This is a genomic window from Pseudomonas mendocina (genome assembly GCF_003008615.1).
Lineage (GTDB): Bacteria > Pseudomonadota > Gammaproteobacteria > Pseudomonadales > Pseudomonadaceae > Aquipseudomonas > Aquipseudomonas mendocina_C.
The window spans coordinates 5,447,434-5,469,012 of sequence record NZ_CP027657.1; the positions used below are offsets into that span (position 1 = coordinate 5,447,434).

21 protein-coding genes are annotated in these 21,579 nt (G+C 64.4%); 18 read left to right on the forward strand and 3 right to left on the reverse strand.

Features of this window, described 5'->3' with window-relative positions; translation table 11 throughout:
* The first annotated feature begins 1 nt into the window (after position 1).
* Genes C7A17_RS25285 through C7A17_RS25295 form a run of 3 tightly spaced genes read left to right on the forward strand, consistent with a single transcriptional unit; the run spans position 2 to position 4,048 of the window.
* The gene (locus tag C7A17_RS25285) at positions 2-760 is read left to right on the forward strand and encodes a fimbrial biogenesis chaperone (protein WP_106742007.1); all 759 of its coding nucleotides are present in this window, start codon (positions 2-4) and stop codon (positions 758-760) included.
* A 10-nt stretch (positions 761-770) separates the two neighbouring features.
* Complete coding sequence (locus C7A17_RS25290; RefSeq protein WP_234035857.1) at positions 771-3,083, forward strand: fimbria/pilus outer membrane usher protein; 2,313 nt, start codon at positions 771-773, stop codon at positions 3,081-3,083.
* Entirely contained in the window at positions 3,080-4,048 is a 969-nt protein-coding gene (locus C7A17_RS25295) for a Csu type fimbrial protein (RefSeq protein ID WP_106742009.1), read from the forward strand. The genes C7A17_RS25290 and C7A17_RS25295 overlap by 4 nt, the downstream gene beginning before the upstream one ends.
* A gap of 4 nt (positions 4,049-4,052) precedes the next feature.
* On the opposite strand, the gene C7A17_RS25300 is transcribed toward C7A17_RS25295, so the two are convergent.
* Both C7A17_RS25300 and pdxY read right to left on the reverse strand, forming a co-directional pair.
* Complete coding sequence (locus C7A17_RS25300) at positions 4,053-4,358, reverse strand: hypothetical protein (RefSeq protein ID WP_106742012.1); 306 nt, start codon at positions 4,356-4,358, stop codon at positions 4,053-4,055.
* 146 nt (positions 4,359-4,504) lie between these two features.
* Positions 4,505-5,377, reverse strand: coding sequence for a pyridoxal kinase PdxY (gene pdxY / locus C7A17_RS25305; RefSeq protein WP_106742014.1), 873 nt, complete (start codon positions 5,375-5,377; stop codon positions 4,505-4,507).
* 149 nt (positions 5,378-5,526) lie between these two features.
* Here pdxY and C7A17_RS25310 point away from each other — a divergent pair, with 149 nt between their 5' ends.
* The 15 genes from C7A17_RS25310 to C7A17_RS25380 all read left to right on the forward strand — a co-directional run bounded on the left by C7A17_RS25310 (position 5,527) and on the right by C7A17_RS25380 (position 20,023).
* Positions 5,527-5,874 carry a metalloregulator ArsR/SmtB family transcription factor gene (locus C7A17_RS25310; RefSeq protein ID WP_106742016.1) on the forward strand — a complete coding sequence of 116 codons (348 nt, stop codon included), beginning with the start codon at positions 5,527-5,529 and terminating at the stop codon, positions 5,872-5,874.
* A 21-nt stretch (positions 5,875-5,895) separates the two neighbouring features.
* A complete protein-coding gene (locus C7A17_RS25315) occupies positions 5,896-7,179 on the forward strand; it encodes an arsenic transporter (protein ID WP_106742019.1) in 1,284 nt (427 codons plus the stop codon).
* Between the two features lie 28 nt (positions 7,180-7,207).
* Entirely contained in the window at positions 7,208-7,678 is a 471-nt protein-coding gene (locus C7A17_RS25320) for an arsenate reductase ArsC (RefSeq protein WP_106742022.1), read from the forward strand.
* Between the two features lie 14 nt (positions 7,679-7,692).
* Positions 7,693-8,394, forward strand: a complete 702-nt coding sequence (gene arsH / locus C7A17_RS25325) for an arsenical resistance protein ArsH (RefSeq protein WP_106742025.1) — start codon at positions 7,693-7,695, stop codon at positions 8,392-8,394.
* A gap of 116 nt (positions 8,395-8,510) precedes the next feature.
* Positions 8,511-9,389: a glyoxalase III HchA gene (hchA, locus tag C7A17_RS25330; RefSeq protein ID WP_106742028.1), complete on the forward strand. Its 879-nt coding sequence runs from the start codon at positions 8,511-8,513 to the stop codon at positions 9,387-9,389.
* A complete protein-coding gene (locus C7A17_RS25335; RefSeq protein ID WP_106742030.1) occupies positions 9,386-10,105 on the forward strand; it encodes a PA1136 family autoinducer-binding transcriptional regulator in 720 nt (239 codons plus the stop codon). The genes hchA and C7A17_RS25335 overlap by 4 nt, the downstream gene beginning before the upstream one ends.
* 245 nt (positions 10,106-10,350) lie before the next feature.
* A complete protein-coding gene (locus C7A17_RS25340; protein WP_106742033.1) occupies positions 10,351-11,589 on the forward strand; it encodes an SfnB family sulfur acquisition oxidoreductase in 1,239 nt (412 codons plus the stop codon).
* A 3-nt stretch (positions 11,590-11,592) separates the two neighbouring features.
* On the forward strand, positions 11,593-12,792 hold the full coding sequence (locus C7A17_RS25345; protein ID WP_106742036.1) for an SfnB family sulfur acquisition oxidoreductase: 1,200 nt from the start codon (positions 11,593-11,595) through the stop codon (positions 12,790-12,792).
* Positions 12,792-14,210: an LLM class flavin-dependent oxidoreductase gene (locus tag C7A17_RS25350; RefSeq protein WP_106742039.1), complete on the forward strand. Its 1,419-nt coding sequence runs from the start codon at positions 12,792-12,794 to the stop codon at positions 14,208-14,210. The genes C7A17_RS25345 and C7A17_RS25350 overlap by 1 nt, the downstream gene beginning before the upstream one ends.
* 20 nt (positions 14,211-14,230) lie before the next feature.
* Positions 14,231-15,025, forward strand: coding sequence for a MetQ/NlpA family ABC transporter substrate-binding protein (locus C7A17_RS25355; protein WP_106742041.1), 795 nt, complete (start codon positions 14,231-14,233; stop codon positions 15,023-15,025).
* A gap of 1 nt (position 15,026) precedes the next feature.
* On the forward strand, positions 15,027-16,124 hold the full coding sequence (locus C7A17_RS25360; protein WP_106742043.1) for a methionine ABC transporter ATP-binding protein: 1,098 nt from the start codon (positions 15,027-15,029) through the stop codon (positions 16,122-16,124).
* The gene (locus C7A17_RS25365) at positions 16,114-16,761 is read left to right on the forward strand and encodes a methionine ABC transporter permease (RefSeq protein ID WP_106743178.1); all 648 of its coding nucleotides are present in this window, start codon (positions 16,114-16,116) and stop codon (positions 16,759-16,761) included. Before C7A17_RS25360 ends, C7A17_RS25365 begins: the two co-directional genes overlap by 11 nt.
* A gap of 36 nt (positions 16,762-16,797) precedes the next feature.
* Positions 16,798-17,619, forward strand: coding sequence for a transporter substrate-binding domain-containing protein (locus C7A17_RS25370; protein WP_106742046.1), 822 nt, complete (start codon positions 16,798-16,800; stop codon positions 17,617-17,619).
* Positions 17,616-18,458 carry an amino acid ABC transporter permease gene (locus C7A17_RS25375; RefSeq protein ID WP_106742048.1) on the forward strand — a complete coding sequence of 281 codons (843 nt, stop codon included), beginning with the start codon at positions 17,616-17,618 and terminating at the stop codon, positions 18,456-18,458. The genes C7A17_RS25370 and C7A17_RS25375 overlap by 4 nt, the downstream gene beginning before the upstream one ends.
* A 185-nt stretch (positions 18,459-18,643) precedes the next feature.
* Positions 18,644-20,023, forward strand: a complete 1,380-nt coding sequence (locus C7A17_RS25380; RefSeq protein WP_106742051.1) for an LLM class flavin-dependent oxidoreductase — start codon at positions 18,644-18,646, stop codon at positions 20,021-20,023.
* A gap of 149 nt (positions 20,024-20,172) precedes the next feature.
* Here C7A17_RS25380 and C7A17_RS25385 read toward each other — a convergent pair whose 3' ends face one another.
* Positions 20,173-21,339, reverse strand: a complete 1,167-nt coding sequence (locus tag C7A17_RS25385) for a GGDEF domain-containing protein (protein ID WP_106742053.1) — start codon at positions 21,337-21,339, stop codon at positions 20,173-20,175.
* Positions 21,340-21,579: the final 240 nt, after the last annotated feature.

Here is a 21,579-nt window from a genome sequence, read left to right on the forward strand (position 1 = left end):
CATGAGGACACACACCCTCTTCGCCTGCTGCCTGAGCCTGGCCGCATCGTTGGCCAGCCTGGCCACGCAAGCCGCCAGCTCCATCCTGATCTGGCCGATCAACCCGCTGATCGAAGCGGATCGACAGAAGTCCGCCGCGCTGTGGCTGGAAAACCGTGGGCAGGAGCCGGTGGATTTGCAGGTTCGCGTGCTGGCCTGGGAACAGGAGGGCTTCGAAGATCGCCTGACGCCGCAGAAGCAAGTGGTGGGCAGCCCGCCGATGGCAACGCTGCAGCCGGGCAAGCGGCAACTGGTCAGGCTGGTCAATCTAGAGCCGCCGAGCGCCGGCACACTGCGCACCTACCGTGTACTGGTCGACGAGGTACTGCCGCCGCAACCGCGCCCATCACAAGTGGGCGTGCAGTTCCAGATGCGCTACTCGGTACCCTTGTTCGTGGTCGGGCCTGGGGCCTATCTGGATGACGGCGCGCGAGAAGCGCCAGGCCAGGGCCAGCCACTGGCTCCCGATCTACGCTACCGCGTCGTCGAAGGCAGCGATGGCATCTTCCTCAACCTGCGCAACCTCGGCCCCGCTCCGGCCCGGTTGTCCCAGGTCGATCTCTTGCGCGACAGCGGCAAGCAGCCACTGGCCGAAGGGCTTCTCGGGTATGTGCTGCCTGGCGCGCAGATGCGCTGGCCATTGCCAGCAGGCGTGCGCAGCGGCCGGGTGCAGGCGCGCATCAACGAAAGCCGACAAACGCAGACGCTGGCCTCTGAGTAGGTCGCTGGCGTTGCTGTTCCTGGCCGCGCTGCTGTCAGGCCGCTCAGCCCATGGCGATGATGCACAGCAGTTCGCCGAGGCCCAGTTGCTTTACCTGGAGTTGATCGTCAATGAACTGCCCAGCGGCAAGGTGGTGGAAGTGAGAGAGCATCAGGGCAGGCTGTTCGCCCAACGCGACGATTTGCTCGCTGCGGGTGTACGCTTGCCCTCGGAGACAACGCCCTGGGTCGCACTGGATAAGATCGATGCCCTGCGCAGCGAGTATCAGCAAGACAGCCAGCGCCTGCTGCTCACCCTGCCCAGCGAATGGTTGCCGCATCAGCGCTTCGGCCCCAGCGGCCTGAGCGAGGCGATGGAAGCGCAGAGCGCACTCGGCGCCCTGTTCAACTATGACCTCTACTACAACCACACCGAGAACGCCGGCCATTACGCCAATACCTGGCTGGAACAGCGGGTGTTCGACGGTTTCGGCATGATTTCCAACACCGGCGTCCATCGCTACAGCTTCTCCGGGCCGGGCTATCGCGATGGCTACACCCGTTACGACACCACCTGGCGCTTCAACGACCAGCAACGCATGCTCAGCCTCAGCGGCGGCGACCTGATCACCGGCGCGCTGACCTGGAACAGCGCGGTGCGCGTGGGCGGGGTGCAGATTTCGCGCGATTTCTCGCTGCGTCCGGATCTGATCACCTACCCCCTGCCGCGTTTCGATGGCGATGCCGCCGTGCCCAGCACCGTGGATCTGTTCATCGACAATGCCCGCATCGGCCAGCAGGATCTGCGCCCCGGCCCCTTCACCCTCAACACCGTGCCTTACATCAGCGGCGCCGGCACAGCGACGCTGGTGACCACCGACGTGCTGGGGCGCCAGGTGTCCACCACGGTGCCGTTCTACGTGACCGACACTCTCCTGCGTCAGGGCCTTTCGGACTTTTCCCTGTCGGCCGGCAAGTTGCGCCGTAACTATGGCGTGGACGATTTTTCCTATGGTCGCCTGGTGGGCAGCGGCAGCCTACGCTACGGCCTGACCGACAGCCTCACCCTGGAAAGCCATGCCGAAGCCGGTGCAGGTCTCAGGCAGGCTGGCGTTGGCGCCACCGTCGGACTCGGCCTCATGGGTACGCTGACCGGCTCGGTCAGCCAGAGCAGCGGTATCGGTAACGGCCAGCAATACAGCCTTGGTTACAGCTACTACGCGCGGCGCTTCGGCATCACTGCGCAACGTATCCAGCGCACTTCGGACTATGCCGACCTCAGCGTCGCACACGCCCTGGACAGCGATTTGGCCGGCGGCCCGCTGAGCAAGACCCAGGATCAACTGACTTTCAGCTTCAGCCCCGAGAGATTTGGCTCCTTCGGTATCGGCTACTTCGCCAATGAAGAACACAACGGCAGCCGAACCCGTCTGCTCAACCTCTCCTGGTCTCGCAGCCTATGGGGCAACAGCAGCTTCTTCGTATCCTTGAACCGCCAACTGGACGACGGCTCGCACGCCATTCAGGCTCAGTTGGTCATTCCCTTCGACCTGTACTCCACGCTGGCCACGGGCGTGGAGCGCGACAGCAACGGCAATCAACGGGTGCGCGCCAACTTCAGCCGCAACCCACCCAGCGATGGTGGCCTGGGTTGGAACCTCGGCTATGCCAGCGGCGACAGCGAATACCGTCAGGCCGACCTGACCTGGCGCACCCAGCATGCCCAAGTGCAGGCAGGCGTTTACGAAAACGACGGTATCACCACGCAATGGGGCGGTGTCAGCGGCTCGCTGGTGGCCATGCAAGGCCAGATGTTCGCCAGCAACCGGATCGACGACGCGTTCGTGCTGGTCAGTACCGAAGGCTATGCCGACGTGCCCGTGCGCTACGAACACCAACTGCTCGGCCGCACCGATTCAGCGGGTTACCTGCTGGTGCCCTGGGTGCCGTCCTACTACCCGGGCCAGTACGAAGTCGACCTGCTGGATCTGCCGAGCAACCTGCAATTGTCCGAAACCCAGAAGCGCATCGCCGTGCATCAGGGCAGCGGCGCACTGCTCGCCTTCCCCATGACCATGAGTCTGTCCGCCAGCATCCAGTTGGTCGACGACCAGGGACAGCCGCTGCCACGCGGCACCCAGGTTCTGCATCGCCCCAGCGGTCAACGCACCTACATCGGCTGGGATGGCCAGCTGTATCTCGAAGGACTGGCTCAGGACAACCAGTTGCAGGCGTTCCTGCCCGAGGGCAGCCAGTGCAGCAGTCGCTTCATGCTGGATGAGAGCGCCGTGGAAATGGCCGTGGTCGGCCCCCTGACCTGCCTGAAACAGGACGCCTCGCCATGACTCGCGGGCTGATCCTCACCCTGCTGCTCGGTGCTGCGTTGGCCAGTGTGCCGGCCTACGCGTGCAACACCTATACGGGAGGCGTGGTCAATCTGGGCAACGCCAACTCCCTGACCCTGCGCACCGTCCCCCAGCAAGCCGGCGCCGGCTCTGGCCTGTCCTGCCCCGGAGTGCTTCAGGTACTGGCCGGTGCATACGTCAGGGTGACGCTGCAGAACACCGGAAGCCTGGCCCTGCAAGACGGCCAGGGCAATCAGATTCCCTTTCAGGTCTACCAGGACTCCGGTTACAGCCAGGCACTGGTGAGTGGCCAGCCGCAACAACTGAGCGCGATCAATCTGCTGGCCCTGGGTGGCAGCTCCACCGCCATTGGCCTGTTCTTCCGCACCAACCCTGGGCCCAATGTACCGGCCGGCACCTACACCGCCACCGTCACCTTGCGCTGGGATTGGGCGATCTGCACCGTCGGCGCACTCAACGTCTGTGCCTGGGATCGCAGCCCGGGGCTGACGCAGAACTGTGTGGTGATCTGTGGCGCCCCGACCAACTGGGGCACCGGTTCGCTCGCCACCGTGACCATCACTCTGGTAGTCAGCAAGGCCTGCCGCATCGACACGCTGCCCAACGTCGACTTCGGCGCCAACGCCCTGATCAGCCAGTTCAGCGCGCAGCAGCGCACCTTCGCCGTCACCTGCACCAATACCGAGGGCTACACGCTGAGCTTCGACAATGGGCAAAACTATCAGGCGCCCTGGCGGCGACTGAACAATGGTGCCGGCCAGTTCATCCGCTACAACCTCTACTACAGCTCCAGCAGCCTGATCTGGAACGCCGCCTCGCCGCTGACGGCCAGCGGCACGGGCAACTCGCAGAGCTTCACCTACCAGGCGATCCTCGATCCCACGCAGAGCAACGCACCGGTCGGCGTCTACACCGACAATGTGCTGCTGATCATCAGTTACTGAGGCCTTACCAGTAGATCACCAGCGTCGAGCCGGCATCATCGACGGACTGCACCGTCAACGATGTCGCCTCTGCATTCGGCGCCAATGGCAAGGTGCGTCCGTTCGGATCCTGCAGACGATAGGCCGCGTGCTCACAGTCATGCGCGGACAGGTACACGCCAGCCGCATCGCTTCGAGCAGCAATCTCGCAACGCTTGAGAATGGTCAGGCTGATCTGCAGCTGCCCGCTGATCTGTTCGGCAAACGACAGATTGGCAGTGACGCACAGCGCGGTGGCCACGAACCAGGCAAAGAGTCGATGAAACGACATGAAGACGGTCTACGGTGAGGATGGCCTGCTGGGATAAAGGTCAAAATCCATCCGTAGAAACGGTCACGAGAGCAAGGAGCGACCGAATGTGGAGCAGAATAGAGTGATATCACCTTGAAATCACCCTGATTCCGATGAACGCCGGTTCAGGCCAATGCTTTCGCCACGAAGCGCTTACCCGGCGCGACGATCTGCTCCTGCGCAGTCACCAACGGCAGGTCACGCGCGCCGTCTGCGGTCTGCTCGACCAGCGCGTAGAGCGTTGCCGTGGCCAGCTCCAGCGCCTGCGGCAGTGCCTGCCCAGCCAGCAGGCGACCGAGCAGGGTCGCCGAGAACACATCGCCCATGCCGTTGGGCAACGGATGCAGAGCCAGACGCGGCGTGGTCACCAACCAGGCACCCTCGCCATTCACCGCCAACGTACCCAGCTCGCTTTCAGGGATATCCGGCGTCGCCAGACTGGTGACGATCACCACCTCCGGGCCGCGACCACGCAACTGCCGGGCGACCTTCACCGCCTCCTGCAGATTGGCTGGCTTCGAGCCTGTGAGCAGTTCGAACTCGAACTGGTTGGGCGTGATGATATTGGCGAAAGGAATTGCCTGATCGCGCAGGAAATCGGGAATCGCCGGATTGACGAACACGCCGCGCCCCACGTCGCCCATCACCGGATCGCAGAGGTAACGCAGCGCCGGGTTGTGCTGACGAATCTCGCCCACCGCCTCGAGAATCACTCGCCCCGTGTCGGCGTCGCCGAGGTAACCGGAAAGCACCGCGGAAAGGCGTGGCAGCACACCACGCTCACGCAGCCCCAGCAGCACTTCGCGCACATGCTCGGCGCCGAACACCTGGCCACGAAATTGCCCGTAGCCGGTGTGGTTGGAGAACTGCACGGTGTGAATCGGCAACACCTCGAAGCCCAGCCGTTGCAACGGGAAAACCGCCGCGGCATTGCCGACATGGCCCCAGGCGACATGCGACTGAATGGACAGGACGAGGGGCGGTAGCGTGGCGCTCATGGCGGTCTCTGCTGGCGGGATACGGTGGGCCGAGAATTATTCGTCATGCCACCTGCGCATGCCAAGCCCGAGGTGCACAGCGGTTTTGCCTTGCCATGAACATATGGATTTCCATATATTCGAAATCCCACATATATGACTTCACGCCCATGATCACTCCGACCGATGTGTTCAAGAGCCTGGCCGACGAAACCCGTGCCCGCGCCACCCTGCTCATCGCCCAGTTCGGCGAACTCTGCGTGTGCGAGCTGATGTGCGCCCTTGACGACAGCCAGCCGAAGATCAGCCGTCACCTCGCCCAGCTGCGCAGCAGCGGCCTGCTGCTCGACCGCCGCCAGGGCCAATGGGTGTATTACCGCCTGAACCCGCAGTTGCCCGCCTGGGTAGCCGAGCTGCTCCAGGTGACGCTCACGGCCAACACGGAGTGGCTCGCCAGCAACGCCTCCCGCCTGCAACACATGGATGGCCGCCCCGTTCGCACCCAGTCCTGCTGCTGACCCTACCGAGTAACCTCTCCAATGCTGATTGCCGCTGCCGTGTTCGTGTTCACCCTCGTGCTGGTCATCTGGCAACCCAGGGGGCTCGGTGTTGGCTGGAGCGCCAGCATCGGCGCGCTGATCGCCCTGGCCGTCGGCGCAGTGTCGCTGCACGACATCCCGCTGGTATGGAGCATCGTCTGGAACGCTACCGCTACCTTCATCGCCGTCATCATCATCAGCCTGCTGCTGGACGAGGCTGGTTTCTTCGAATGGGCCGCCCTGCACGTGGCGCGCTGGGCCAACGGCAGTGGCCATCGGTTGTTCTGCTTCTGCGTGCTGCTCGGCGCCGCCGTCTCCGCACTGTTCGCCAACGATGGTGCGGCGCTGATCCTCACGCCCATCGTCATGGCCATGCTGGTTCGCTTGCGCTTCTCGGCGGCCACCACCCTGGCTTTCGTCATGGCTGCCGGCTTCATCGCCGACACTGCCAGCCTGCCATTGGTGGTATCCAACCTGGTCAACATCGTCTCGGCCGACTATTTCGGTCTCGGTTTCGCCGAATATGCTGCGGTGATGGTGCCGGTGAACCTGGCCAGCGTCGCCGCGACGCTGCTCGTGCTGTTCCTGTTCTTCCGCCGCGACCTGCCGGCGCAATACGCCCTCGACGCGTTGCCGGAACCGGCCTCGGCCATCCGCGACCGTGCCACGTTCGTGGTGGGTGGGTGGACACTGCTCGGCCTGCTACTCGGGCTTTTCGCCCTGGAGCCGCTCGGCATTCCCGTCAGTGCGGTGGCCGCCGTCTGCGCGCTGCTGCTGTTCGTCGTCGCCGCCCGTGGCCAGCGCATCGCCACCCGGCGGGTGCTGCGTGAAGCGCCATGGCAGGTGGTGGTGTTCTCCCTCGGTATGTACCTGGTGGTCTACGGCCTGAAGAATGCCGGTCTGACCGACCTGCTCACGCAGGTGCTCGACGGCCTTGCGCAGCAGGGCTTGTGGACGGCGGCCCTCGGCACCGGCCTGCTCTCGGCCCTGCTCTCCTCGGTGATGAACAACATGCCCAGCGTGCTGATCGGAGCACTATCGATCCAGGCCAGCGGTGCCGAGGGTGTGATCCGCGAAGCGATGATCTACGCCAATGTCATCGGCTGCGACCTCGGCCCGAAGATCACCCCCATCGGCAGCCTGGCCACCCTGCTCTGGCTGCACGTGCTGGCCCGCAAGGGCATGCGCATCACCTGGGGCTACTACTTCCGGGTCGGCATTGTGCTGACCGCACCGGTTCTCCTCATCACCCTCTCGGCCCTGGCCTTGCGCCTGAGCCTCTGACCCCCGCCAGCGAGCGGCAGGAGCCCCCATGCGAGTTTTGTTCATGTGCACGGCCAACAGTTGCCGTAGCATTCTTTCCGAAGCCCTGTTCAACCACTTGGCGCCAGCAGGCTTCGAGGCGATCAGCGCCGGCAGCTTTCCCAAGGGCCAGGTACTGCCACGCAGCCTGAGCACACTGGAACAGGCCGGCATCGCCACCGATGGTCTGAGCAGCAAGGGCAACGACGCCTTCGCCGACAACCCGCCGGACATCGTCATCACCGTGTGCGACAAGGCTGCGGGCGAAACTTGCCCGGTGTACTTCGGGCCGGCCCTGAAGGCCCACTGGGGCCTGCTGGATCCTTCCGAAGCGGCCGGAGACGAAGCCGCCGTGGACGCCGCCTTCCACGACACGCTGGCACAGATCGAGCGACGTTGCCGGGCCTTCCTCGCCCTGCCCTTCGCCACCCTCGACCGCGACACGCTGCAGCGCGAGCTCGACCGCATCGGCACACTCTGAAAGCAGGAAACACCATGACCGACACGCTCCCCAACCTCGATCTGTCCCTGTTCGACGCCAGCCCAGCTGCGCTGGTGCCCGGTGGTGACGCGCCGCGCATCCTGCTGCTCCACGGGTCGACCCGCGAACGCTCGTTCAGCCGCCTGCTGGTCGAAGAAGCGGCGCGCCTGCTCGAACACTTCGGTGCGCAGACACGCATCTTCGATCCATCGGGCCTGCCATTGCCGGACGACGCCCCCGTAGAGCATCCCAAGGTGCAGGAACTGCGTGAGCTGGTGCAGTGGTCGGAAGGCCAGGTCTGGTGCTCGCCGGAACGCCACGGCGCCATGTCGGCGGTGTTCAAGGCGCAAATCGACTGGATCCCGCTGGCACTTGGTGCGGTGCGTCCCACTCAGGGCAAGACGCTGGCAGTGATGCAGGTATGCGGTGGCTCGCAGTCGTTCAACGTGGTCAACCAGCTGCGCGTGCTCGGTCGCTGGATGCGCATGTTCACCATACCCAACCAGTCCTCGGTGCCCAAGGCCTTCATGGAGTTCGACGAGGCCGGCCGCATGAAACCTTCGCCTTACTACGACCGGCTGGTCGACGTCATGGAAGAACTGTTGAAATTCACCGTCCTGCTGCGTGGACACCAGGACATGCTCGTGGATCGCTACTCCGAGCGCAAGGAAAGCGCGGAGCAACTTTCAGCTCGGGTCAATCAGCGCTCGATCTGATCGCTGGCACTGCTGGGGGGAACGGTCGATAGCCTTGAGGGAAATCCCTCATTGCTGGACACAGGCCGCACTACTAGCCTGGACGTCACCAAACGTCTGATTCGAAGGAGAACCCCATGACCATCTCGCAGACCGACGACAAGCGCCCCACTCCCGATCCGGCAGAAGACAACGCCTTCTTCCCGTCGCCCTACTCGCTCAGCCAGTTCACCTCGGCGAAATCCGATCTCAGCGGCGCCGACTATCCCAGCCCGTACCAGGGCGGACGCTGGAAGATCCTGCTGATCGGCGCCGACGAGCGTTATTTGCTGACCGACAACGGCACGATGTTCTCCACTGGCAACCACCCGGTGGAAACCCTGCTGCCCATGTATCACCTCGACAAGGCCGGTTTCACCTTCGATGTCGCCACCCTCTCCGGCAACCCGGTGAAATTCGAATTCTGGGCCATGCCATCCGAAGACAGCGAGGTACAGGGCCTGTATGGCAAATACCGCGACCGCTTCAAACGCCCACTCAAGCTGGCCGACGTCATAGCAAAAGCACTGGGCGAGGACTCCGACTACATCGGCGTATTCATCCCCGGCGGTCACGGTGCCCTGATCGGGCTGCCCGAAAGCACGGAGGTGAAAGAAGTGCTGCAGTGGGCGGTCGCCAACGACAAATTCATCATTTCCCTGTGCCACGGCCCAGCGGCACTTCTGGCGGCCGGCGTGGGTGAGTCGGCAGGTAACTACCCCTTCAACGGCTACCGCATCTGCGCATTTCCTGATGCCCTCGACGCCAAGACGCCCGACATCGGCTACATGCCGGGCCACCTGACCTGGAAGTTCGGCGAACGCCTGCAGGCACTGGGCGTAGAGATCGTCAACCAGGACATCTCCGGTGCGACGCACCAGGATCGCAAACTGCTGACCGGCGACAGCCCGCTGGCCGGCAACAACCTGGGCAAGCTGGCTGCGGCAGCACTGCTGCAAGCGGTCGCGGCGAAATGAAGGACTCGCCAGCCGAGGCAGCCATGCGCGCCGTGCTCGACATCGAGGCGGCGCAAAGCCTGGAAGCGATCAAAGCGGCCGTGCGCGGTTTCGCCAACCCCCATGGCTATGATCGCTTCGTGCTGTTTTCCGCCTCGGCGGCGAGCGAAGAAATCATCGAGCGCATTCATTGGGTGGAAGGCAACTGGTTCGGTGACGGGCAAGCCGTCGATGCCGAAATCTACATGCGGCGCTGCCCGGTCACGCGCCACCTGCTCGATGCGCGCGATGCCTTCTTCTGGATCAAGGTGCAGGAGCAGGACGGCGAACGCTACCGCGTGGTTCGCACGCCCAGAGGTGTCGGCGTCCAGGGTTTGCAGGTTCCGGTGTTCGGTCCACGGGGGCTGGAAGGCGCCATGAGTCTCGGCGGCATGCAGGTTGATAGTTCGCCACGGGTACGCATGGGGCTCGGTTTGCTCGCCAGCGCGGCGTTCTTCTGCGCTCGCAGGCTGCTCGAAGCGCCCATGGACGACAGCCTCGGCAAGCTCACGCCGCGAGAGCGCGAAGTGCTGGCCTGGACAGCTGCTGGCCGGCGTCAGGCGGATATCGCGACGACCCTCGGCCTGTCGGAGCGCACCGTGGAAAACCATCTGCGCTCGGCGCGCCGTCGCCTTGGCGTGACGACGACAGCGCAGGCCATCCGCACTGCCATTCGCAATGGTGAGATCGCAGGCTGAGCGCAGCGGACGCTGCCAGCAGCGTGTGCGCAACAGCACTGCTCGCCAAGCGGCACGCAGCCCTCCTGCCAGCGGCCATTTGCCACCCAACTTCCCGGCACATCGATATTCAAAAATCGTATTTAACTCAATTCTTTAAATCCCATAGGGTATAAAGACCGGACCACCGGAGCCTCGATATTTCCACCGCTCCGTTGCGCCCTCATCCCGGTGCCGTTGCGGCACATCCACAAGATGAGGTTTGCATGACCAGTCCGATTACCCTTGAGGACAGCGACCAGGACGTCGCCCCAGCGCTACACCCCGCCGCCGTTCTCAGCACTGACGCCGAAGCCCTGCAGGCCGCACATGCCCTGGCAGAAGCGGCGCAGACAGAAGTCATCCTGCGCGACCGCGAACGCCGCCTGCCCTGGGAGCTGGTGGAACGGTTCACCGCCAGCGGCCTTGGCAGTATCGCCGTGCCGCGCGCCTTCGGTGGCCCGCAGCTATCCTACGTGACCATCGCCGAGGTATTTCGCATCATCTCCGCGGTCGACCCGGCCCTGGGGCAGATTCCGCAGAACCAGTTCGGCCTCCTCGGCCTGTTGCAGGCCGGCGCCAGCCCCGAGCAACAACAGCGCCTGTTCGCCAGCGTGCTGGCAGGCGCGCGCATCGGCAACGGCGGCCCCGAACGGGGCAGCAAGCACACCCTGGACATCCAGGCGCGACTGGTGAAACGCGACGGTCGCTGGCTGTTCAGCGGCGAGAAGTTCTACTCCACCGGCGCCCTCTTCGCCCACTGGATCGCCAGCAAGGCGCTGGATGAACAGGGCCGGCCGTGGCTGGCCTTCATCCAGCGCGGGCGCCCGGGGCTGCGTGTCGTCAACGACTGGTCCGGCTTCGGTCAGCGCACCACCGCCAGCGGCACCGTGCTGCTCAACGAGGTGGAGGTCGACGAGAACAACCTGATTCCACTCTGGCCGCTGGCCGACAAACCGAGCATCCAGGGCGCCTTCTCGCAACTGATCCAGGCCGCGATCGACCTCGGCATCGCCGATGGCGCCCTGCGTGATGCCGTCGCCTTCGTCCGCGACAAGGCACGGCCGTGGCTCGATGCCAAGGTCGAGCGTGCCGGTGACGACCCCTACGTGATCGCCGATGTTGGCCGCCTGCAGGTCGAACTGCACGCCGCCGAAGCGCTGCTGCACAAGGCCGGGCGCGTGCTCGACGAAGTCGCCGCCGCCCCCATCGATGCCGACGCCGCCGCCCGTGCCTCCATCGCGGTGGCCGAAGCCAAGGCGCTCACCACCGAGATCTCGCTGACTGCCAGCGAGAAGCTGCTGGAACTGGCCGGCAGCCGCGCCACCCTGGCCGAGTTCGGTCTCGACCGTCACTGGCGCAACGCGCGCACCCACACCCTGCACGACCCGGTGCGCTGGAAGTACCACGCCGTCGGCGCGTGGCACCTGAACCAACGTCACCCTGCCCGCCATTCCTGGATCTGAGCCATGAACGCACCTCTGACCAACACGGTGGCGCTGATTCGCAGCGACGCCGAAGCCCTCGGCGTGGCCGAAGCCCTGGCCCAGGTACTGAGCCCCGGCAGCGCCGAACGCGACCGCGAACGGCGCCTGCCACACAGCGAGCTGGAACTGTTCAGCCACTCCGGCCTGTGGGCCATCAGCGTACCCAAGGCCTTTGGCGGCGCGGGTGTCTCCAGTGTCACCCTGGCCAAGGTCATCGCCCGTATTGCCCAGGCCGATGCCTCGCTCGGGCAGATTCCGCAAAACCACTTCTATGCCCTGGAAGTGCTGCGCATCAACGGCAGCGAAGCCCAGCAACGCCGCCTCTACGGCGAAGTGCTGGCCGGGCGACGCTACGGCAATGCCCTGGCCGAACTCGGCACCAAGACGGCGCTGGATCGCAACACGCGGCTGAGCCGCGATGGCGAGCACTATCGCGTCAACGGACGCAAGTTCTACGCCACCGGCGCGCTCTATGCGCAGCGTATTCCCACCCTCGCGGTGGACGATGAGGGCCGCGGCCAACTGGCCTTCATCCCGCGTCAGGCGGCCGGCCTGCAGGTGATCGATGACTGGAGCGGCTTCGGCCAGCGCACCACCGGCAGTGGCTCGGTGCTGCTCGACAACGTGCCGGTGGCCGCCGACGACGTGGTGCCGTTTCAGAGCGCCTTCGACCGTCCGACCACCGTCGGCCCGTTCGCCCAGTTGCTGCATGCGGCCATCGACACGGGCATCGCCCGCGCCGCCTACGAAGACCTGCTGCAGTTCATCCGGCACAAGTCACGCCCCTGGATCGACGCCGGCATCGACAAGGCCAGCGACGATCCACTGACCCAGCAGGAAATCGGTCGCCTGGTGATTCGCCTGCACGCCAGCGAAGCGCTGCTGGAGCGCGCTGGCGAATTCGTCGACCGCGCCCAGATTGCGCCAGATGAACACAGCGTCGCCGCGGCCTCGATCGCCGTGGCCGAAGCGCGCGCCATCAGCACCGAAGTCTCGCTGCTGATTGCCAGCAAGCTGCTGGAGCTGTCCGGCAGCCGCGCCACCCTGGCCGAGTTCGGCCTCGACCGCCACTGGCGCAACGCGCGCACCCACACCCTGCACGACCCGGTGCGCTGGAAGTACCACGCCATCGGCGACTACGTGCTCAACGAGCGCCTGCCGCCGCGCCGGGGGACCATCTGATGGCTCGGGAAATCCTCCTCAACGCCTTCAACATGAACTGCATCGGGCACATCCATCACGGGCTGTGGACGCACCCGCGCGACCGCTCGACGGACTTCAACCAGTTGAGCTACTGGACGGAACTGGCCCAGTTGCTCGAACGCGGACTGTTCGACGGCCTGTTCATCGCCGATATCCTCGGCGTTTACGACGTTTATCAGAACAACATCGACCTGCCGCTGCAGGAGGCCATCCAACTACCGGTCAACGACCCGCTGCTGCTGGTCTCGGCCATGGCCGGCGTGACTCGACACCTGGGGTTCGGCGTGACCGCCAACCTCAGCTACGAGGCGCCCTACACCTTCGCCCGACGCCTATCGACCCTCGACCATCTCACTCAAGGGCGCATCGGCTGGAACATCGTCACCGGTTATCTGGACAGCGCAGCCAAGGCCATGGGCCAGCCACAGCAGGTCGAGCACGACCGTCGCTACGATCAGGCCGACGAGTACCTGGAAGTGCTCTACAAGCTGCTCGAAGGCAGTTGGCAGGACGATGCCGTGCTGGCCGACCGCGAGCGACGCCTCTACGCGCAACCCGGCAAGGTGCACAAGGTGCGCCACCAGGGCGAGTTCTATCAGGTCGAGGGTTATCACCTCAGCCAGCCATCGCCGCAGCGCACGCCGCTGCTGTTCCAGGCCGGCTCGTCGCCACGCGGCCTGCGCTTCGCCGGAGAGCATGCCGAGTGCGTGTTCATCGGCGGCAACGACCATGCAGCAGTACGCGCCCAGGTCGACAAGGTGCGCGCCAGCGCCGTGGCGGCGGGTCGCGCAGCCGAGGGCATCAAGGTGTTCATGGGTATCGCCGTGATCGTCGCGCCGACCGAAGCCGAAGCGCGCGACAAGCACGCCGAGTACCTGCGCTACGCCAGCCCGGAAGCCGGCATCGCGCATTTTTCCAGTTCCACCGGCATCGATCTGGCCGCCTTCGACCTGGATGAGCCAATCCAGCCGCGCAAGACCAACGCCATCGAGTCGGTGGTCAAGACCTTCAGTGGCTGGACCAAACGCCGCCTGCTCGAGCAGCACGCCCTCGGCGGCCGCTATCCGCTAGTGGTCGGCTCGCCGGAGCAAGTGGCCGAACAACTGATCGCCTGGATCGACGCCACCGGTCTGGACGGCTTCAACCTGACCCGCATCGTCACCCCGGAAAGTTACGCCGACTTCATCGACCTGGTGATTCCCGAGCTGCAACGCCGTGGCCGCTACAAGACCGCCTACGCAGACGGCGCCCTGCGCCACAAGCTGTTCGGCCAGGGCCCGCGCCTGCCATCCGATCACCCCGGTGCCGCCTGGCGCGACCCCGCCCGCCTGGAGCACCAGCACAGCATCACCCACGAACTGCGAGGCCTCAGCAGCAACGCGCTGAGCCTGCTCTGAACCCCTACAAGGACGCCATCATGCTCAAGACCCTGAAAACCCTGACCCTCGGCACCCTGCTCGCCGCCAGCACCCTGGCCCAGGCCGAGCCGCCCCTGAAACTCGGCACCACCGCCGCGTTCGCGCCGCCGCTGGAAGTGGCCGTGGCCGAGGCGAAGAAGCAAGGCCTGGAAGTCGAACTGATCGAGTTCACCGACTGGATCGCACCCAACGTCAGCCTGGCCAATGGCGACATCGACGTGAACTACTTCCAGCACATTCCCTTCCTGGAAAACGCCAAGTCCGAAGGTGGCTACGACCTGGTGCCAGTGGCGCGCGGCGTGCTCAACAACGTCGGCCTGTACTCGAAGAAGCACAAGGACTTCTCCACCCTGCCGGACGGCGCCAAGGTGGCCATCGCCAACGACCCGATCAATGGCGGGCGTGGCCTGCAACTGCTGCGCAAGGCCGGGCTGATCGAGCTCAAGCCGGACGTCGGCTACAAGGCCACCCTGGACGACATCACCGCCAACCCGAAGAACATCCGCATCATCGAGCTGGAAGCCGTGCAACTGGTGCGTGCCCTGGATGAAGTGGACGTGGCCCAGGGCTACCCGCACTACATTCGCCTGGCCGGCACTCATGACCCGGAGTCGGCGTTGCTGTTCGACGGCCTGGACAACCCCGAGTACATCATCCAGTTCGTCGCCCAGCCGGCCAAGGCCAAGGACGCCCGCCTGCTCAAGTTCATCGACATCTACCAGCACTCGCCGGCCGTGCGCGCCGCTCTGGACAAGGCCCACGGCAAGCTCTACCAGCCAGGCTGGGAAAGCTGACATGAGCGGCTTCGACCCACATCTGCAGCAGGCCGCACAGGCCAGCCAGGCCGTCGACACGCACCTGCGCTTCGACAACCTGGGCAAGGCCTACGACGGTGCCAGTGGCCTGGTGCAGGCGCTGCGTGATATCGACCTCGCGATCACCCGCGGCGAAGTGTTCGGCATCATCGGGCGCAGCGGCGCGGGCAAGTCCTCGCTGCTGCGCACCATCAACCGCCTGGAGCAGCCCAGCAGCGGCCGCGTGCTGATCGACGGCATCGACATCGCGCTGTATGACGAAGATCAGCTGGTCGCCCTGCGTCGGCGCATCGGCATGATCTTCCAGCACTTCAACCTGATGTCGGCCAAGACCGTGTGGCAGAACGTCGAGCTGCCACTGAAGGTCGCCGGTGTGCCGCGCGAATCACGCCAGCGCAAGGTGCGCGAACTGCTCGAACTGGTCGGCCTGCAGGACAAGCACGCGGCCTATCCGGCGCAGCTTTCCGGCGGGCAGAAACAACGCGTGGGGATCGCCCGCGCCCTGGTACATGACCCGCAGATATTGCTCTGTGACGAAGCCACCAGCGCGCTCGACCCGGAAACCACCCAATCGATCCTCGGCCTGCTGCGTGAGATCAACCAGCGCCTGAACCTGACCGTGGTGCTGATCACCCACGAAATGACGGTAATCCGCGAAATCTGCGACCGCGTGGTGGTGCTGGAACAAGGCGAAGTGGTCGAGCAAGGGCCGGTGTGGCGCGTCTTCGGCGCCCCCCGCCACGAAGTGACGCGCACCCTGCTCGCACCGTTGCAGCATGCCCTGCCGGCACGCCTGCAAGAGCGCCTGCGCAGCGAGCATGAACGCGCTGACGACGAGCTGATACTGCGCCTGCACTTCACCGGTAGCGGCCTGGAACCTGACCTGCCAGCCATCGGCGCGGCACTCGGCGGCCGGGTGAAACTGCTCGACGCCAGCCTCGAGCAGATCCAGGGCCATGCGGTAGGCCACCTGATTCTCGCCGTCGGCCAATCGCCGTTCGCTCACCCCACCCTGCTCGACAACGCACGGCCACTGGCCAATCACCTGGAGGTACTGGGTTATGTCGCTGCTGCTTGATCGCCTCTGGCAAGGTTTGCTCGACACCCTGCTGATGGTCGGCGTGTCATCGTTATTGGCACTGCTGGCCGGCATCCCGCTGGCGGTGTTTCTGGTCACCAGCAGCAAGGGTGGCATCTTCGAGGCGCCTCGGCTGAACCAGGTGCTCGGCGCCATCGTCAACCTGTTCCGCTCGATCCCTTTTCTGATCCTGATGGTGGCGCTGATTCCCTTCACCCGCCTGATCGTCGGCACCACCTACGGTGTCTGGGCGGCGGTGGTGCCGCTGACCATCGCCGCCACGCCGTTCTTCGCGCGCATCGCCGAAGTCAGCCTGCGCGAGGTCGACCACGGTCTGATCGAAGCCGCCCAGGCCATGGGCTGCCGCCGCTGGCACATCGTCTGGCACGTGCTGCTGCCCGAGGCCCTGCCGGGCATCGTCGGCGGTTTCACCATCACCCTGGTGACCATGATCAATTCCTCGGCCATGGCCGGCGCCATCGGCGCAGGTGGCCTCGGCGACCTGGCCTACCGCTACGGTTACCAGCGCTTCGACAGCCAGGTGATGCTCACCGTGATCGTCGCCCTAGTGGTGCTGGTCAGCCTGATCCAGTTCAGCGGCGACCGCCTAGCCAAGCACCTAAACCACCGCACCTGATTTCTTACCCAGCTCACAATACGCATCGGAGATGCAATGAAAAAACGTAGTCTGCTCGCTCTGGGCATTGCCTTGATCACCACCTGCTCCAACGCCCTCGCCGGCCCTGTTCTCGACCGCGTGCAGCAGCGCGGCGAAGTGGTGGGCGTACTGATGGAAAACTATCCGCCCTTCTCCTTTCTCAACGAGCAGAACCAGCTCGATGGTTTCGATGTGGACATCGCCAAGGCCGTAGCCGAGCGCCTGGGCGTTAAGCTGCGTCTGGAAACGCCATCCTGGGACGTGATCGCTGCCGGTCGCTGGGGTGGTCGCTATGACGTGTGCATCTGCTCCATGACGCCAAGCCAGGCGCGCGCCGAGGTCTTCAACTTTCCGCTCAACTACTATGCCTCGCCCGCTGTCATCGTGGTCAACGCCAAGGATGAGCGCATCCACAGCGGCAAGGATCTGAACGGCAAGAAAGTGGGCGTGATCACGGCATCCACCTACGAGAGCTACCTGCGCAAGGATCTGCTGATCGAAGGAGCCGAAGACCAGAAGATCGACTACCCCTTCGAGCAGGTGCAGATCGCGCCCTACGACAACGAGACCGTTGCCTTCCAGGATCTCGCCCTCGGCGCTGGCGTGCGCCTGGACGCCATGGTCACCAACCTGGTGACGGCCAAGGAGCGCATCGCTGCCGATCCCCGCTTCAAGGTGACCGGCGAGGTGCTGTATGGCGAACCCAATGCCGTGGCCACCGAGAAAGGAGACCCGGAATGGGACGCCAGGTTGGTCGAGATATTCGCAGCACTCAAGCAGGACGGCACCCTGGCGAAGATCTCGCAGAAATGGATCGGCGCCGATATCAGCCAATGACCGCCTTCCCTCAACCACCCCGCCCGCCGCGCCTCGCGGCGGGCATCCTGTCCGCTCTGCCACGTTTCTTCGGTTTTCGCGTACGCCTGTACCTGACCTGGGCCGTGTTGCTGGCCCTGTGCGTCGCGTTCTTCCTGACCTTCGACCTGAAGTTCTCGGTGATCGTCGACAAGTGGCCAAACCTGGTGGGCATCAACCTGGGCCCCAACGGTTTCCTCCAGGGCGCCGCATTGACCCTGTTTCTCAGCGTCTGCTCGATCGTCGTATCGGTACTGCTGGGCTTTCTCGCCGCGCTGGCACGCCTGTCCTCCAGCGCGGTGGCCTTCGGTATCGCGACCTTCTATGCCTCGTTCTTCCGCGGCACACCGCTGCTGATCCAGATCCTGCTGATCTACCTGGGGCTACCGCAAATAGGCCTGGTGCCCGGAGCGATCACGGCAGGCATCCTGGCCCTGTCGCTGAACTATGGCGCTTACCTGAGCGAGATCTTCCGCGCGGGCATCCTCGGTGTCGCCCGCGGCCAGCGCGAGGCGGCGTTGGCACTGGGCATGCGGCGCAGCGTGATCTTCTGGCGCATCGTTCTGCCCCAGGCCATGCGCACCATCCTGCCGCCCACCACCAACCAGTTCATCTCCATGCTCAAGGACTCCTCGCTGGTATCGGTGATGGGGGTATGGGAAATCATGTTCCTGGCCCAGTCCTATGGGCGTTCCTCGTACCGCTACATCGAGCTGCTGACCACTGCCGCCGTTATCTACTGGCTGCTGTCGATTGGTTTGGAGCTGATCCAGGCACGGCTGGAGCGGCACTACGGCAAGGGCTTCCAGGAGCGGCGCTAGTACCCAGGTGCCGCGCAGGATAACGGAGGCTTTACCTAGGGTGCGCCATGCGCACCAGGCCAGCACCGCGGTATTTCCGGTGCGCACAGCGCACCCTACCCGGAGCGCCAGACCAGCTGCGACCTCCGGAGCCGACAGCACGACGTTGCTGACCAGTCCCCTCAATTCATTACTAGAGAATGTTCATGTCCGATCCAACCCCCCTGCTCTTTGGCCTCTACGAACAAGCCAGCGTCGGCTGTGGCGGCGCGCCCAGCCTGTGGACGCATCCGGCCGACGAACGCCTGGGCATCAACACCCTGAGATTCTGGTCGAACCAGGCACGCATTGCCGAACAGGCCAACCTCGACCTGTTCTTCTTCGCCGATGTGCTGGGCTTCTACGATGTTCATGGCGGTAACCACGACGCTGCCTTGAAATGGGCCGTGGAGGCGCCGGCCAATGACCCGCTGCTGCACATACCGGCATTGGCCGCACTGACCGAACACCTCGCCTTCGGCGCGACGGTCAGCACCACCTACGAACACCCGTTCAGCCACGCACGGCGCTTCAGCACGCTGGATCACCTGACCGGCGGACGTGTCGGCTGGAACATCGTCACCTCCTACCTGACCAGTGCCGCGCGCAACTTCGGGCTGGATCGGATGATCCGCCACGATGATCGGTATGAGCGCGCCGAAGAGTTCATGGACGTGGTCTACAAGCTCTGGGAAGGGAGCTGGGCAGATGATGCCGTGGTGGCTGACAAGGCAAGACAGCTTTACGCCCGTGGCGAGCGGGTTCGCCCGTTCAACCACGAAGGCACCCACTACCGAGTGGCCGGGCCGCACCTGACGGCACCCTCGCCACAACGCAGCCCGCTGCTGATCCAGGCAGGCTGGTCGGGTCGGGGCCGGCAGTTCGCCGCCAAGCATGCCGAGCTGATTTTCACCGCCAAGTCCGACCCGCTGGAGATCCGCGCCGGACTCGATGATATCGCCCGCCAGGCCGTGGCCAACGGCCGCGCCGCCGATGACGTGAAATCGCTCACGGTGTTGCGGATCGTCACCGCGCCCACCGCCATCGAGGCGCAGCGCAAGTACGATCAGTTGCAGAACAACTATCACCTGCAGGCGCAACTGGTCAGCTATGCCGGCGACACCGGCATCGACATAGACCGCTACGCCGACAACGAACCGCTGACCACCCATACCGAAGGCATGACCTCCTACGTCATGCGCCCCGATGGCAGCGGCAAGCCGCTGACCGCTGGCGATGTGCGTCAGCGCTTCGCCAGGGTCACCCGCGGCACCGACCTGATTCTGGTCGGCACGCCGGCCCAGGTCGCCGAGAAGATCGAGGAACACGCGCGGATTTCCGGCACCACCGGCTACATGCTCAACCCGCTGATCAGCCCCGGTACACTGACCGACTTCGCCGAACTGGTGGTGCCCGAGTTGCAGAAACGTGGGCTCTACCGAACCGCAGCGCAAAGCGGCACCTTACGCTCACGGCTGCGCGCTGACAGAGCCGATCATCTGCCAGGCAATGCTTACGGGGCTCGTTTCAGGTTCACTCAGGACTGATTGCCCAGACGAAGAAAAGCTCGCCCAGCTTGCGCCGAGCGGGTTTCGACGATGATCGAACGACAGGTGGCACCGCACGAGGGTTTATTTCCTGGCGTGTTGTTTTCGAGTTGAACTCAAAGCAATCACCGCATGCTGCAGACAATCTGCTAACCCTGCACGCAAGCCCACTCAACCCGATTGCGCCCCGCCGTCTTCCCCCGGTACAAGGCGGCATCCGCCTGCTGCAGACACTCATCGAACGTCTGCGCGCTGGTGAACTCATCCGAAACGCCAATGGTCGCCGTGCAGCGAATCGGTTGCTTCACGCCAATACCGGACACTTCGCTGTGTTCGATCGCCGCCCGCGTACGCTCCGCCAGCTGCAGCACGCCGGCCCTGTCCGTATCCAGGGCGATGACCACGAATTCCTCACCGCCCAGCCGGCAGATCAGATCGCCCTGGCGGGCGGTGGCCTTGAGGACGTCGGCAACACGCGTCAGGACGAGGTCGCCGACGTTGTGACCATGGGTGTCGTTGATGCGCTTGAAGTGGTCGATATCCACGATCAGCAGGTAGGCCGGCCCGGCCGTGCGGGAGCGGAAATGCGCCTCCAGGGCATCCATCAACCCGCGCCGATTCAGCAGGCGGGTCAGCGGGTCATGTGCGGCCAGGGTGCGCAGTTCATCGGTCAGGCGGCGCAATACCAGCCATACCGCGCAAGGCGGCAGCACGGTTGCCAGGAAGGACATGTAGATGTAGAAGATCTTCTGGAAGCTGCTGCTCATGTCGATGGCAGCCAGGCCGTCATCAAGGATCAGGGCGAATTTCACGGCGTTGAGTAGGCAGATGCCAGCGATCAACACGGCGAACACCATCATTTCCACGCTCAGGTCCCTGGCATAGCTGCGGCTGCCATGCAGCGCTACCACGGTCATGGCCAGAAACAGCAGCGTGCAGGTACCCGCCAGCATGGCATGGCGGGCCGCATCGCCGAGCACCGACTGCACCAGCACCTGCAACAGCGAATAGCCGATGGCCAGAACCAGCAGAGGGCGCAGCACCAGAGTGGGGCGCTCGAAGAAGCGCATGGCACCCAGCACGTAGGCTACTGGGGCGCAAAGGGTCAGCGTATGGTTGACGACGCTCAGGAAACCCCAGTCCGGCGGGCCGTCAAGCAGTTGCAGGATATAGGCAAGGCCGAGCAGCAGATTGCCCAGCGCGAAGACTTCCATACCCATTTTCTTGCCGTTCAGCCGGGTACTGATCAGCAGGAACATCACGCAGAAACACAGAAGGTGCACGCAGAGCATGCCGAGAATAACGGTGGTGGTCATGGGATTCGCGTAAGTGGGAAGGACAGTAATATCAGCCTAGCCAGAACAATTGATGGAAGCGCCCGTAACCTGGATCCCTTCGGCGCTTCTAGTGTATCGGCAGGGTAATTTAATACTGCAGATCCTATTTACGGATAACAGAGGAAGTAATGGAGGGGGATGTGGAGCGGTGATGACTGCCCTTCTCTTTTGGGATCGTCTGGAAGAGATTGCCGGGTATCAGTCGGGGGCTGGATTGGG